Origin of the sequence: Burkholderia sp. AU30198, assembly GCF_020419825.1 — a bacterium.
Taxonomy (GTDB): domain Bacteria; phylum Pseudomonadota; class Gammaproteobacteria; order Burkholderiales; family Burkholderiaceae; genus Burkholderia.
The window spans coordinates 450,376-464,901 of sequence record NZ_JAIZSA010000001.1; the positions used below are offsets into that span (position 1 = coordinate 450,376).

The 14,526-nt window shown below is 67.8% G+C and carries 11 protein-coding genes; 5 read left to right on the forward strand and 6 right to left on the reverse strand.

Annotation, left to right across the window (positions count from 1 at the left end; genetic code table 11):
- The first annotated feature begins 28 nt into the window (after positions 1–28).
- From pcaQ to LGN19_RS01965, 3 genes are all read left to right on the forward strand, one after another.
- A complete protein-coding gene (gene pcaQ / locus LGN19_RS01955; RefSeq protein WP_226213000.1) occupies positions 29–1,015 on the forward strand; it encodes a pca operon transcription factor PcaQ in 987 nt (328 codons plus the stop codon).
- 127 nt (positions 1,016–1,142) lie between these two features.
- Positions 1,143–1,547 (forward strand): type II toxin-antitoxin system RelE/ParE family toxin, encoded by a 405-nt coding sequence (locus LGN19_RS01960; protein WP_226213507.1) that lies wholly within the window; start codon positions 1,143–1,145, stop codon positions 1,545–1,547.
- Complete coding sequence (locus LGN19_RS01965) at positions 1,544–1,840, forward strand: XRE family transcriptional regulator (protein WP_011355454.1); 297 nt, start codon at positions 1,544–1,546, stop codon at positions 1,838–1,840. Before LGN19_RS01960 ends, LGN19_RS01965 begins: the two co-directional genes overlap by 4 nt.
- 150 nt (positions 1,841–1,990) lie before the next feature.
- Here the strand turns inward: LGN19_RS01965 and LGN19_RS01970 are convergent, their stop codons facing one another.
- The 3 genes from LGN19_RS01970 to LGN19_RS01980 all read right to left on the reverse strand — a co-directional run bounded on the left by LGN19_RS01970 (position 1,991) and on the right by LGN19_RS01980 (position 8,749).
- Positions 1,991–3,265, reverse strand: a complete 1,275-nt coding sequence (locus LGN19_RS01970; RefSeq protein WP_174956462.1) for an APC family permease — start codon at positions 3,263–3,265, stop codon at positions 1,991–1,993.
- 135 nt (positions 3,266–3,400) lie between these two features.
- A complete protein-coding gene (locus tag LGN19_RS01975; protein WP_226213001.1) occupies positions 3,401–8,023 on the reverse strand; it encodes a DEAD/DEAH box helicase in 4,623 nt (1,540 codons plus the stop codon).
- Between the two features lie 201 nt (positions 8,024–8,224).
- Positions 8,225–8,749: a metal-dependent hydrolase gene (locus tag LGN19_RS01980; protein WP_122949475.1), complete on the reverse strand. Its 525-nt coding sequence runs from the start codon at positions 8,747–8,749 to the stop codon at positions 8,225–8,227.
- 439 nt (positions 8,750–9,188) lie between these two features.
- On the opposite strand from LGN19_RS01980, the gene ggt reads away from it, so the two are divergent.
- On the forward strand, positions 9,189–10,910 hold the full coding sequence (ggt, locus tag LGN19_RS01985) for a gamma-glutamyltransferase (RefSeq protein ID WP_043183407.1): 1,722 nt from the start codon (positions 9,189–9,191) through the stop codon (positions 10,908–10,910).
- A gap of 86 nt (positions 10,911–10,996) precedes the next feature.
- Here the strand turns inward: ggt and LGN19_RS01990 are convergent, their stop codons facing one another.
- Positions 10,997–11,920, reverse strand: coding sequence for an alpha/beta fold hydrolase (locus tag LGN19_RS01990; RefSeq protein WP_226213002.1), 924 nt, complete (start codon positions 11,918–11,920; stop codon positions 10,997–10,999).
- Positions 11,921–12,271: 351 nt separating this feature from the next.
- Between LGN19_RS01990 and LGN19_RS01995 the strand changes: the two genes are divergently transcribed.
- Positions 12,272–12,721, forward strand: a complete 450-nt coding sequence (locus LGN19_RS01995; RefSeq protein ID WP_069251376.1) for a winged helix-turn-helix transcriptional regulator — start codon at positions 12,272–12,274, stop codon at positions 12,719–12,721.
- Positions 12,722–12,760: 39 nt separating this feature from the next.
- On the opposite strand, the gene LGN19_RS02000 is transcribed toward LGN19_RS01995, so the two are convergent.
- Together LGN19_RS02000 and LGN19_RS02005 are read right to left on the reverse strand one after the other, a co-directional pair.
- Positions 12,761–13,372, reverse strand: coding sequence for an ANTAR domain-containing response regulator (locus LGN19_RS02000; protein WP_011355447.1), 612 nt, complete (start codon positions 13,370–13,372; stop codon positions 12,761–12,763).
- A gap of 6 nt (positions 13,373–13,378) precedes the next feature.
- Positions 13,379–14,521: a transporter substrate-binding domain-containing protein gene (locus LGN19_RS02005; protein WP_174932346.1), complete on the reverse strand. Its 1,143-nt coding sequence runs from the start codon at positions 14,519–14,521 to the stop codon at positions 13,379–13,381.
- Between the last annotated feature and the right edge of the window lie 5 nt (positions 14,522–14,526).

Below are 14,526 nucleotides of genomic sequence, written 5' to 3' on the forward strand. Positions count from 1 at the left end.
TTCATCGTCAATCGCATAACCACCCGTTATGAATAACCGTATCGCAGACGGCCGCGTCAAGTTCCGGCACCTGCAGTGCTTTCTCGCGGTCGCGCAGCTGGGCGGCGTGCAGAAGGCGGCCGAAAGCCTGTCGATCACGCAGCCGGCCGTCTCGAAGACGATCGCCGAGCTGGAGGCGATCCTCGGTGTGAAGCTGTTCGAGCGCGGCCGGCAGGGTGCGCAGCCGACCCGCGACGCGCAGCTGTTCATGCCGCACGCGAACGCGTGCGTGCTGGCGCTGCGGCAGGGCGTCGGGCTGCTCGCGCGCGAGGGTGGGGCTGCCGCGGCGACGCTGGAAATCGGCATGCTGCCGACCGTCGCGGCGTCGCTCGCGCCCGCATTGATGAAAGCGCTCGCCGAGCGCTGGCCACGCGTCGTGGTGCGGATCGCGACGGCCGCGAACGCCGAACTGCTCGAGCGCCTGAAATCCGGCGCGATCGAGTGCGCGATCGGGCGGCTGTCGGAGCCGGAGCGGATGATCGGGCTCGCGTTCGAGCAGTTGTACAACGAACCGCTCGTTGCCGTCGTGCGCGCCGGACATCCGCTGCTGTCGAGCGCGGCGCCGGCGGCCGAGCTTGCGCGCTATCCGGTCGTGCTGCCGCCGTTCGGCACGCTGATTCGCCAGTCGGCCGAGCAATTGCTTGGCGCTTGCGGTACGCCGCCGCTGGATTCGTTCATCGAGGTGTTGTCGGTATCGGTCGCGCGCGCGCTCGCACTCGAGAACGACGCGGTCTGGTTCGTGCCGCTCTATGCGGCCGAATATGACCTGTCGGCCGGGGCGCTGGCACGCCTGCCGCTGCCGTCGGCCGGCACCGACGAGCCGGTCGGGCTGGTGCTGCGTACCGATGCGCAGCCGTCGCCGGTCGCGCGGACGCTGATCGATGCCGTGCGCGACATCGCGCGGTCGCGGTTCGGCGAGACGCGCGCACGCGGGACGTCACGCGCGGCGCGCAAGCCGGCTCGTCGCGACAATTGATCCCTCGGGCCGCGCGGCGAGCGTGGCCCAACCCTGTTCCCGGCTGCCGGATTGGCCATCTGGTCAGTAGCCGGCCTCGTGGTGCTTGGCATATCGTACCGATTTTGGTACGATGGGTGTCAAGACGATGACGAGACAGCAGATCCAGGTCACGCTCGGCGTGCGGTTCTTCCAGACGGCCCGTGGCAACGAGCCGGTGCGCGAATGGCTGAAGGCGCTCGGGCAAGCGGAGCGAAGGGCGATCGGCGAAGAGATCAAGACCGTGCAACTCGGCTGGCCGCTCGGCATGCCGCTGGTCCGGAAGATGGCGCGGGATCTATGGGAGATCCGCGTGATGCTGCCGGGGCGGAGCGCCCGCGTGCTGTTTACGGTCGTCGGCGAAACGATGGTCCTGCTGCATGGTTTCTTCAAGCAGTCGCGGGCCACGCCGTCGGACGATCTCGATGTCACGGTCGCGCGCCTGAAAGCGCTGACGCGCGCCATCTCTGACGGGCAAGCAGCCGGAAACGCCATGCACTGGAGTACCCCATGACGACCACGAACAACCCGCATATCGGCAGCGATTTCGATACCTTCCTCGAGGAGGACGGCAATCTCGAAGCGGCCACCGCCACCGCAATCAAGCGCGTGATCGCGTGGCAGATCGGGCAGGAAATGAAGGCGCAGCACATCACGAAAACCGCGATGGCCGCACGGATGAAAACCAGCCGCGCCGCGCTCAACCGTCTGCTCGACGAAACCGACACGAGCCTCACGCTGGCGACGCTCGCGAGCGCGGCCGCCGCGCTCGGCAAACGGCTCAGCTTCGAGCTGGTGCCCGCCTGACGGGTGTGAAGAAACGGCGTAAGGCCGAGTCCGCGCCGCGACGCGTGATGCGCGCGGCGGAACGGTCGGCAATCCGGCCCGCGGTACGGCGATGATGCGCGGGCGCGTCGCCGCAAGCGGGCGAATGTCGGCCCGCGCGCACCTGCCGGGTTACTGACGCGGCCCGGCCACGCGCAGATAGAGCAGCGCGCCGCCCGCGAGCAGCAGCGGGCACAGGATGTACCAGCCGGTCGTCAGGAACAGCCCGGCGACCGCGACCAGCGAAATCCATGCACAACGGTAAGCGATGCCGCCGCGCGGCAGCAGTCTCAGTGCGGCGGCCGCGCCGAGTCCATACACCATCACGAAGCATCCGGACGTAACGAGCACGAGTGGCTTCGGCCCGACGTCCGACAGCGTCGTCGCAGCCAGTGCGACGGTTGCGAGCACGGCGATCACGCCGAGGCTGTGGCGCGGGACGCCGCCGACCTGGCTGCCATGCGCGAGCCACGCGGGCAACGCGCCGTCGCGCCCGAGCGCCGCGCCGAGCTTGGCCGCACCCGCGAAATACGCGTTCATCGTGCCGAGCGTGAGCAGCAGTGCGGCCACGGCGGCCAGCACCTGCGCATGACCGCCGATGCCGCCCGCGATCAGTTCGGCGAGCGGCGCACCCGATGCGCCCGCGGACGGCCCGAGCACCATCACGCTTGCGGCCGCGACCGACAGATACAGGAACCCGACCACCACGACCGCGATCCCGGCCGAGCGCGGCATGTCGTGCGCGGGCCGGCGGAATTCGGCTGCGAGATGCGTGATCGCTTCCCAGCCGGCGAAACTCCACACGAGCAGCGCGGCGGCCTGGCCGACCGCGAGCCAGCCGTGCGGGGCGAACGGATGCAGGTTCGCGGTGCGCGCATGCGGCGCGGAGGCGAGTACCGCGGCGAGCAGCAAGGTGACCAGCAGCGCCGACAACACGAGCTGCATGCGGCCCGATACGGTGACGCCGAATGCATTCGCGGCCGACACGATCGCGATCAGTGCGGCAGCCGTGACGACGACGGTCGTGTGCCCGCCGCCAATGACGGCCGCGACGTAGGCGCCGCCGAACATCGCGGCGGCCGGTGCGCCGGCCGGTACCGCGAAGTAGAAGCACCAGCCGACGATCGCCGCGGCTTTCGGCCCGAATGCGCGCCGGGCGTAGGTCGAGACACCGCCTGCGTCGGGATAGCGTGCGCCGAGTGCGGCGAAGGTGGCCGCGAGCGGCCCGGACAGCACGACGAGCGCGGCCCATGCGAGCAGCGAGGCCGGGCCCGCGACTTCGGCGGCCAGCGCGGGCAGCGCGATCACGCCGGTGCCGAGCACCGCGCCGATATAGAGCGCGGCGCCCTGGAAAATCGTCAGTGAGCCCGCGTGATGAGCGGCGGGCGAGTCGGCATGCGAGGGCATCGACAGCAGTCTCCGGAAGTCTTGTCGTGTTCGAGCGCGAGCGTCCGCGCGGAAAATCGTTCGATGCTACCCGAACGCCGGCGGCCACGCGGCCCGGCGATCAGTAGTCGGTGCGGTGCGGCGTGTCAGCCGATGTCAGTGGTGGCGTGCGAGCCGCAGGCGGGCATCCTCGCGCGCGGCGGGCGACAGTTCGGGTGCGTAGTGGAATGCCCCCGAAACCAGCGATGCGACGGGCACGCCGTCACGGAACAGCACGCGATTGCCGGCCAGCGCCGGCACCTTGTCGCCGGGCAACAGCGTGCCGGCAAGATTCAACGGATCGGCGCCCGTCACGCACACGTACTGTCCGTCGCCCGGTTGTCGCCGTAGTTCGCGCAGGATCGGGATCGCTTCGGGCAACGCGAACTGTTCGCCCGCGATCCCTGCGACGAAGCGTCCGCCGCGAATTTCGCCGCGTGCTTCGAGGCGCTGCAGCACGCGCACGAGTTCGCGCCAGCTCGGCAGCCAGTCGGCTTCGCGTTCGAGCAGCCGCCAGAACACGACGCCGTAGCGGCGCAGCAGCGTCCACGCGATGTGTTCGAGCGCGTCAGGGTCGGTCGCGGCCAGGCCGCGTTTCGGTGCCGGCGCCTCGTCCGGCGGCGCGTGGCGTTGCACGAGTGCCCAGCGACCCGCGTCGTCCATTCCGCCGATCAGTGCGCCGCCGCGCCGCGTGCGCGGCGCATAGGTCGCGCTGCGCTTGACGACCGGTTTGAGCAGCGCGCGCAAGCCCGCGTAGCTGTCCGCATTCACGAGTCCGGCGGACACGAGTTCGCCGAGCGCCTGTTCGAGTTCGACCGGCAGCATGTGCAGCTCGTCGAGCAGCGCGTCGAAGAACATCGCGCCGTGCGCGGCGAGGGCGTCGCGCACCTGGGCGGCCCGCGCGGAAAGCGCCGGTTGCGCATCGGGGGCGCGCAGTGCCTGCCATGCGGAAAGGTGGCGGCGCGGCAGCAGTACGATCGGTGTCGTCTTCACGGGCGTGCCGGCCGCGCGCGCTGGCGCGCCGATGCGCGTCCACACGAGCTTGCCGGAGCGGCACAGCTCGTCGAGCCCGCCCGCCGTGTAGTCGGTGAGCCGTGCGGGCAGCAGCGCATCTTCCCATGCGCTTGCCGCGGCCTCGTAGCCTTCGAGCTGTTCGACCACGGCCGCGAGTGCGTCGCGGCCGGTGCCGCGCGTGTCGGGCGTCAGGTGCTGCCAGTGGAACAGGAAGCGCATGAAATCGGCGCGCTCGACCGGCTCGATCTCGCGACGCAGCCGCTTCACCGTGTAGCGATGAATGCGCGCAAGCAGATGGCGTTCGCACCATTCGTCCGTCGTCGTACCCGGCGTGAAGCGGCCGCGCATCACATAGCCTTCGCGCTCCAGCGCCGCGAGTGCGGTCGCGATCGACGCAGGCGGCAGGCCGAGCGGCGCCGCGATCGCGTCGAGGGCAAGCGGGCCGAAGCCGGTGAGCCGCGCGCGGATCACGTCGACGAGCGCGGCATCCGCTTCCCACGGCTGCGCGCAGGCGGCCGGTACCTTGAGTGCTGGTGCGATGCGCGCGTCGGGATGCAGCGCACGCAGGCACACGAGCCGTTCGACCGGCACCCACAGTGCGGCGCCGCCCGGCGCGACGAGTTTCGTGGCGCGGCGGCGTTCGCCGAGTTCCGCGAGCCGGTCGGGCCAGCCTTCCTGTACGCGTGCTTCGCTGTCGGCGATACACGCGAGCGTGAGCAGCGCGTCGTGCATTTCGTCGGCGTCGCGCACGAGCGGCCATGCTTCGTCGCGTACCGCATTGATCGCGTCGGTGTCGAGCGCGCCGAGATCGTCGGCCGATTCGGGATCGCTCCAGCGGCGCGACTGCACGGCCTGCGTACGGCGCTCCTCGAGCGGTGCATCGTCGAGGAATGCGTAGGGTTTCGCGTTCAGGATCTCGGCCGCGAGCGGCGACGGTGCGGGCAGGTCGCGCGCGACGAGTTCGATCGCACCGCTTTCGATCCGGCGCAGCAGCGCAAGCCAGCCATCGGTGTCCATCGCGTCGTGCAGGCAGTCGTCGAGCGTCTGGTCGACCAGCGGGTGATGCGGGATCTCGCGCTCGCCGACGATGTTCTCGAGGCACGCGACCTGATCGGGGAACACGGTCGCGAGCAGGTCCTCGCTCTTCATCCGCTGCAGTTGCGGCGCGGTGCGCTTGCCGCCGGTGAAGCGCGGCAGCGCGAGCGCGGTCGTCGCGTTCCAGCGCCAGCGCACGCCGAACATCGGTGCGTCGAGCAGCGCCTGGATCAATACGTGCTCGGCGCTGGCCGAACGCAGGTAGCGCCACACTTCGTCGAGTGCGAAGCTGTGCGCGAGCGACAGCGACAGGATGATCGCGTCGTCGGTCGCGGCTGCCTGCAGTTCGAAGTTGAAGCTGCGGCAGAAGCGCTTGCGCAGCGCGAGTCCCCACGCGCGATTGATGCGGCTGCCGAACGGCGAATGGATCACGAGCTGCGTGCCGCCCGATTCGTCGAAGAAACGCTCCATCACGAGCGTGTCCTGCGTCGGCAGCGCGCCGAGCGCGGCGCGCGTGCGCGCGAGGTAGTCGGCGATCTGGTGCGCGGCGTCCGGTGACAGGCGCAGATCGTCGACGAGCCAGTGCAACGCCGGCATGAGGCGGCTTTCGGCCGGGCTGGCAGGGGCGGCACGGGCGACGTCGTTTCGTACACTGATCGCGGCTTCGGCTTCGGCTTCGGCTTCGGCTTCGGCTTCGGCTTCGGCTTCGGCTTCGGCTTCGGCTTCGGCTTCGGCTTCGGCTTCGGCTTCGGCTTCAACACGTCGCGTCGATTTAGCACCGCCCTTGGTCTTGGCTTGGGTCGTCGCCTTGACTCCAGCCGCCGTCTTCCCGTCGATATCGACGTCAGTGCGTTTACCGCCTCCGGCTTGCCCTTGCCGCTCGCCGTCGGCGAACAGTCCGTCGAGCCGTGCGCGCAGCCGGCCGACCGCGGCCGACAGCTCGTCGCTACGCCCCGGCGCCTCGCCCAGCCAGAACGGAATGTTCGGCGACTGGCCTTGAGCGTCCTCGACACGCACGCGGCCCGTTTCCACGCGAATGATCCGGTATGACTGGTTGCCCAGCTGGAACACGTCGCCCGCGAGGCTCTCGATCGCGAAATCCTCGTTGACGGTGCCGACCTGGATGCCCTGCGGTTCGAGCAGCACCGCGTAGTCGGCCATGTCGGGGATCGTGCCGCCCGACGTGGTCGCGGTCATCATCGCGTTGCGGCGCCCGCGCACGGTGCCGCCAACCACGTCGCGATGCAGGTACGCGCCGCGCACGCCGCGGCGGCTCGTGAAGCCTTCGGCGAGCATCCTCATCACTTCGTCGAAGCGCTCGCGCGTCAGCCGCGCGTACGGCGCCGCGCGCGTGACGCTCGCATACAGCGCGTCTTCCTGCCATTCCGTGCATGCCACTTCGGCGACGATCTGCTGCGCGAGCACGTCGAGCGGCGCTTCGGGAATGCGCAGCGTGTCGAGCTCGCCGCGCTGCACGCAATCGAGCAGCGCCGCGCATTCGACGAGCTCGTCGCGCGACAGCGGGAACAGCCGGCCCTTCGGTATGCCGCCCACATGATGCCCGGAGCGGCCGACGCGCTGCAGGAACGGCGCAATCCCGCGCGGCGAGCCGACCTGGCAGACGAGATCGACGTCGCCGATATCGATACCGAGTTCGAGCGATGCGGTGGCGACGAGCAGCTTCAGTTCGCCGCGCTTCAGGCGCTGCTCGGCGTCGAAGCGGTGCTCTTTCGCGAGACTGCCGTGATGCGCGGCGATCGCTTCCTTGCCGAGCCGGTCGGCGAGATGGCGCGCCATGCGCTCGGCAGTGCGCCGCGTGTTGACGAACACGAGTGTCGTGCGATGCGCGGCCGCGAGCTCGGCGATGCGGTCGTACACCTGTTCCCACACGTCGGTTGCCATCACGGGTTCGAGCGGCACGTTCGGCAGTTCGAGCGCGAGGTCGCGCTCGCGCGTATGGCCCGTGTCGACGATCGTGCAGTCGCGCGGCGCGTCAGCCGGGCCGCCGACCAGGAAGCGCGCGACCGCGTCGATCGGCTTCTGTGTCGCCGACAGCCCGATACGCGGCAGCGCGCGGCCGGCCAGCGCGTCGAGACGTTCGAGCGACAACGCGAGATGGCTGCCGCGCTTGGACGACGCGAGTGCATGGATTTCGTCGACGATGACCGAGCGCACGTTCGACAGCATCTGCCGCCCTGACGTGGACGACAGCAGCACGTACAGCGACTCGGGTGTCGTCACGAGGATGTGCGGCGCGCGCTTGCGCAACGCGGCGCGCTCGGCCTGCGTCGTGTCGCCGGTGCGCACGGCGGTGCGGATCGCCGGCACCGGCAGGCCGAGTTGCGCGAGCGATTCGGCGATGCCCGCCAGCGGCGCATCGAGGTTCACGTGGATGTCGTTCGACAGCGCCTTCAGCGGCGACACGTACACGACGAGGGTCGCGTCGGGCAACGTGCCGTCGTGTGCCAGCGCATCGCGCACCAGATCGTCGAGCGCGCACAGGAACGCGGTGAGCGTCTTGCCGGAGCCGGTGGGCGCGGCAACCAGCGTCGAGCGGCCGGCCTTGATGTGCGGCCACGCAAGCGCCTGCGCGCCGGTGGGTGCGGCGAACGTGCGGCGGAACCACGCGGCGACGGCCGGGTGGAACACGTCGAGCGCACTGGCGGCAAGGCGGGTAGCGGTGACGTCCATCGGAGCGTTGAAATGGGGTGCAAGCGCGCGGAGGGCGCGCGCACGAATCGAATCGTCAGTGTGCCAGACGTCGAGCGTGCGTGCCGGGCAGGTGTGTCGGCGATTCAGCTTCAGATGGGGGCCCGCATCGCACTTTCAACGAACGGAAAGTTGCATGCGCGCTGGCACGCCGATAGCGTGCCGAATTGCGCCGAATTGCAACTAAACGCGATGCAGCCAGCCGAGCCAGTGCTCGAGCAACGGCGCTCGCGAGCACAACGACTGCGCGAGCCACAGCGTGCCGCCCCATGCGGCGGCCACGACGATCAGGTCGCAACTCCCGCTGTTCCACAGGTTGAGCGAGTGACGCCGCCAGATCCACGGCACGCCGAGCGGGTTCGGCCAGTCGGCGAGCAGGTGCATCACGCCGCCGCACGCGAAGCCGAACAGCGGCGCGGCCCACAGCGGATGCGGTTGATGGATGAGCCCGTGCCATCCGAGCGCGAGCAGGGCGATCCAGCCGATGCCCCAGTGCGTGATGGTGCGATGCGTGACCCACAGGCGGCGCTTGCGGCGCCACCATGCGACTTCGAGCCAGTCGGGCGCGGTGCCGCCCGCGACGCCCGCCGCGAATGCGGCGAACATGCCCACATGCCACGGGCCCGTGGCGCCGGTTTGTGCGACGAGGACAGCGGCGGCGACGCCGGCGGCGAAGCCGGACGCATGATGTGCATTGTGTGATGCCATAGGAAGCGAGACGAAGAAACGTGAAGCGGCGCGTGCAAGAAAAAATGATGCGGCGCGAAAGCGGGGCGCTATCTTCGCAGATCGGCTCGTGCAGTGGGAGCGACGTTTGCAGATTTTTTTGCACGTACCGCATCGTCTTCCGCGCAGTTCGCAACTTTCGGTTTTTTTGTGCGCTGCGTGATGATGGGCACGGCGGACGGACACGGCGGACGGACACGATGGACGCGCACTGCGTGCAATTTCGACCGATCCGCATGCATGTTGAAAAGCCGCGGCATGACCGAACGCACATCACGCATGCGCTTTCGTTGCCCGTCATGTGTTCGACCCTTTTTGTCCCCCTATACTACGAAACCGGAGATGGCCGTCGGCGTGCCGGAGGTCATGAGCGGAACAGGTGCTTTTCCTGCCTGAAGGAGATCCACATGGGGGACATGCAATGACTACGCTGAATCGCTTCAAAACATCCGCTGTCGTGCTTGCGACAGTGGCCGGCATCGGTTTCCTGCCGAACGCGCCCGTCTATGCGAAGGGGCCGCAGCCCGCAGTCCTGACGAGCTCGGCCGTTGCGGTCGCCGACAAGTACAGCGCGGATGCCGCGGAGCGGATCTTCAAGGAAGGCGGCAACGCGATCGACGCGGCCGTCGCAATCGCGTTCACGCTTGCCGTCACGTATCCGGAAGCCGGCAACATCGGCGGCGGCGGCTTCATGACGATCTACAAGGACGGCAAGCCGTACTTCATCGACTACCGCGAGCGTGCGCCGCTCGCCGCGACGAAGGACATGTATCTCGACAAGGACGGCAACGTCGTCAAGGGCATGAGCCTGTACGGCCCGCGCGCGGTCGGCGTGCCGGGCACGGTCGCGGGCATGTGGGAAGCGCAGAAGCGCTTCGGCAAGCTGAAATGGAAGCAGGTGCTCGCGCCGGCGATCCACTACGCGCGCGACGGCTTCGTCGTCGACGAACAGCTCGCGCAGCGCGGCGTCGACGCATCGAAGGAGTTCGGCGGCAAGACCAACTTCGACAAGTATTTCTCCGGGCTGAAGGCCGGCGTGAACTTCAAGCAGCCGGATCTCGCCGACGTGCTGACGCGCATCGCGAACGACGGCGCGGAAGGTTTCTACAAGGGCAAGACGGCCGAGCTGATCGCCGCATCGATGAAGACCGGTGACGGCAACGGGCTGATCACCACCGAGGATCTCGCGCAGTACCGTGCGGTGTGGCGCCAGCCGGTGCAGGCGAAGTGGAACGGCTATGACGTGATCACCGCGCCGCCCCCGAGCTCGGGCGGCATCGGCCTCGTGCAACTGCTGAAGATGAAGGCCGACCTCAAGCAGGACTTCGAGGGCGTGAAGCTCAACTCGCCGCAGTACATCCACCTCGTCGCGGAAATCGAGAAGCGCGTGTTCGCCGATCGCGCGCAGTATCTCGGCGACCCCGATTTCTACAAGGTGCCGATCGCGCAGTTGACCGACGACGCGTATATCGCGAAGCGCGCGGGCGAAGTCAACCCGAAGGAGCCGTCGGATACGAAGAGCGTGCAGCCGGGCCTCGGCACGACGATGCCGGAGAAGGCTGAAACGACGCACTTCTCGGTGGTCGACAAGTGGGGCAACGCGGTGTCGAACACCTACACGATCAACGGCTATTTCGGCTCGGGCGTGATCGCCGATGGCACGGGCATCGTGCTGAACGACGAGATGGACGACTTCTCCGCGAAGCCGGGCGTCGCGAACATGTTCGGCGTGGTCGGCAGCGACGCGAACGCGATCGAGCCGAAGAAGCGCCCGTTGTCGTCGATGTCGCCGACGATCATGACCAAGGACGGCAAGGTGTCGCTCGTGATCGGCACGCCGGGCGGCTCGCGCATCTTCACGTCGATCTTCCAGGTGATCAACAACATCTACGACTTCAAGATGCCGTTGAAGGAGGCCGTCGGCGCGATGCGTTTCCATCACCAGCTGCTGCCGCCGAACACGATCTTCTGGGAGCCGTACCACCCGATCGAAGGCGAACTCGCGAAGCAGATCGAGGCACGCGGCTATACGCTGAAGGGGCAGGATTTCAGCGGCGACATCCAGGTGATCAAGATCGACGGCAAGACGCCGGAAGCGATGGCCGACCCGCGTGGGCGTGGCGTGACGCGGATCATCCACTGACGTGAAGCGGTGCGTGCGCGGTGGCGAAGGTGGCCGCGCACGCCGGGTTCCGCAGCCGGGTGTCGTGCGCCGGCTGCGGGACGCACTCAGCCGGTCGTTCGGATGAATTCGGCGATGCGCGCCGCGATGGCGTCGGGTGCATCCTCGAAGCAGTAGTGCCCCACGCCCGCCAGCCGCTCGACGGGCGCGGACGGAAACAGTGCCGTGAAGAGCGGCAGGAAGTGTTCGGCGCCGAGCGTTCGATCGGCGTCTCCCCAGATCGCGAGCGCGGGCTTTTCGCGTATCGCGCGCAACGCCGCCGCATCGGGCTCGTCGAACCGGTGCGCGCCGGCGGCAAACCCGCGGGCCCATCCGATCGCGCCGAGACAGTCGGCCGGTTGTGCGAACGGTGCCCCGTATGCGGCGATCCAGGTGTCGTCGATGATCGCGTGATTTTCGAACCCGTTCAGCTTCAGCGTGCTCAGGATGTTGAAGCCGAGCTGGCCGAGCACCGTCTCCAGCGTATCGTCTGCCGCCGCGCGCATGATCCACTGGAACCACGGCGCATCGCGGCCATTGTCGGTCAGGCGCTCGACGAGATCGGGCTGGCCGAACGGCGTCGGTCCGTTCGCGGACACGATGCGCCGGATCCGATCCGGATGCCGCGCGGCAAGCCCCATGCCGACCGGGCCGCCGAAGTCGTGCATCACGAGCGTGATGCGATCGAGGCCGCGCGCGAGAACGAAACGTTCCAGGTTGTCGATATGGTCCTGCAGCCAGTAGCTGCGGCCCTGCGGCGTCGCGCTTTTGCCAAAGCCCATGTGATCGGGGACGACGACGCGGTGCGTCGGACTCAGCGTCGCAATCAGATGACGGAACAGATAGCCCCACGTGGGTTCGCCATGCAGGCACAGGATGGTTTCGCCGTCGTGCGGGCCTTCGTCCACGTAATGCATCCGGAAGCCGGATGCGTCGTCGAAATGCGGGGCGAATGGAAAGGTGCCATCGAACGTGGCATCGGGCCGGATCATCGAACGCTCCTTCGGATAGTCGGGTAGTTTGGTTTCAAGTTGAAACCGAATCGAAGCGTAGGATATTAGGTTTCAAGTTGCAACTGAAAAAATGTCCGGCCAACCGTAGATTGACTGCGCCATGGGGGCGTGATGATGCGTCGGAAGGGAACAGTGCCGGAATTTATCGGCCGGACGTAGGAGTTGAAGTGCCAATCAGGCCCGAATCGACCATTCCGTTCGTTGAACGTGAACAGTCGGGCCCGGTGTGATTGATCTTTCGTGCAACGAGTTTTATATTGCAACCATTCATTTCAACCGAACCGACCGCCGTTCCACCCGCATTCGGGGAACGGCATCGCTCATGCATCGATGAACAGACGAACCACGCACGAAGACTCCCCCTGCGGCGTTGCCCGCCCGCTGGACGCGATCGGCGACTGGTGGTCGCTGCTGATCGTGCGCGATGCGTTCGACGGGTTGCGCCGCTTCGGTGAATTCCAGAAGAACCTCGGACTGGCCAAGAACATCCTGGCCGCGCGTCTGCGCAACCTGGTCGCGCACGGGATCATGGACATCGTGCCGGCCGCGGACGGCGGCGCGCATCACGAATACGTGCTGACCGAGAAAGGGCGCGGCCTGTTTCCGCTGCTCGTCGCGCTGCGGCAGTGGGGCGAGGATTTCTTCTTCGAACCGGACGAGGCGCACGTGCTGCTCGTCGACCGGAAGAGCGGGCTGCCGGTCAGGAAGCTGGAGCTGCGATCGCAGGACGGCCGCGTGCTCGGGCCGGAAGACACGGTCGTATTGCCGCCGCCGGACTGATGCGCGGCAATCGCGGCAATCGCGGCGATGGCGCCCGCGTTACCGCTTCAGCAGCGCATGCGCGTGCACGATCTGCTCGGCGAGCTGGTTGATCGAGATGCGCCGTTCCATCGCCTGCGAGCGGATCTGCTGATAGGCCTCTTCCTCGCTGATCGCGTTGTGCTGCATCAGCAACGTCTTCGCTTCCTGCAGCGTGCGCGCGGACATCACGCGCTGTTCGAGCTGCGCGATGCGGCGCCGGTATTCGTCGTGCCGGCGGCTCTGGTGACACGCGAGCGCCATCGCGCTCAACAGGCCGAACGAGCGCACCGGCGTCGTCACCGCGCTTTGCGCATCGATGCGCAGCATCAGTTCGAGGATCGTCGGGCTTTCGTAGGTCGTGACGGCGATGAGCGGCGGACGTGCGTCGTCTTCCAGCCACGGGATCGACAGGTGCAGCAGGTCGGGCCGGACCGCGAGTATCACGAGGTCGACGCTCTCCGGTAACGCGGCGGGCGGCGGCCAGCGCTGCTCGGTCGGGCAACCGATGCGCGACAGCTGCTCGACGAGCAGCAGGCCGTTGTCGTCGTCCGGGTAGTACACCATCACGCGGAGCGAGCGCAGTTCGGCGAGCAGGCGCGGCGTCGAGCGGATCGGGGTGCGGGCGCGCATCGTCGGTTACGCCTTCTGTTCGTCGGGCGCGTGCACGCGGTCGCCGAGCGAATGCGTGACGAGGTACGGGTCGGGATGCACGCGTCGCGTCGCTTCGCGCACGATCGTGAAGTTGCCGTCGGCCGTCGCGCAGCCGATGCGCGGGTAGAGGCATGTGTGCTGCGTGAGCCGGTCGATCTTGACGCGCCCCTGCGGCGCGTCGAATTCCGCGTCCGCGAGATGTTCGACGAGCCGGTCACGCTGGTCGGTGCCGGCACGGGCGAGCGCGTTGGCGAACAGGTGAACCTGGAAATACGCGGCTTCCCATGGTGCGGACGCGCTCGCGTCGTCGCCGAAGCGCGCCTTGAGCTGCGCGATGCAGCGCCGGTTCACGTCCGAATCGATGGTCTGGAAATAGGGCGACGACGTATAGTGGCCGGCCGCGGCCGCGCCCATCTGGCCGAGCTCGATCTCGGAGGTCGTCAGGCTCGCGATCGGCATCTTGCGCGCATCGAGGCCGGCTTGCGCATACGCGCGGTAGAACGCGGCCGTGCTGTCGCCCACCAGCGTACTGAACACGAAATCAGGCGCCTTCGCGCGGATGTCCTCGACCACCGCCGCAAAATCCTGCTCGGACGCGACGAGCGGCATGTACACCTCGCCGAGGATCTGGCCTTCCGGATGCTGCGTGACGAGATCGATCATGATGCGGTTCGACTCGTACGGATAGATGTAGTCGGACCCGACCAGATACACGCGCGCGCCGAACTGCGCGGTCATGAATGCGGCGAGCTGCACGCTGTTCTGGTTGGGCGCCGCGCCCGTGTAGATCACGTTCGGCGAGAACTCGAAGCCTTCGTAGAGCGTCGGGTAGAACAGCAGCTTGTCCCACTTCTCGACGATCGGAATCAGCGCCTTGCGACTGCTCGACATGTACGCGCCGAACAGCACGTTCACGCGCTCGGTGGCGATCAGCTCTTCGGCGAGCCGCGCGTAGACGGCCGGGTCCGAGCACGCATCGCGCACGACGGGCACGATCTCGCAGCCGTTCGCGCCGCCAGCCTCGTTGATCTCGGCGATTGCCTGCAGCGTGCCGCGCAACTGGCTCTGGCCAAGGTGCGACGTGCATCCGCTCTGCGAGAACAATACGCCAACCTTCACACTGTTCATTCGGT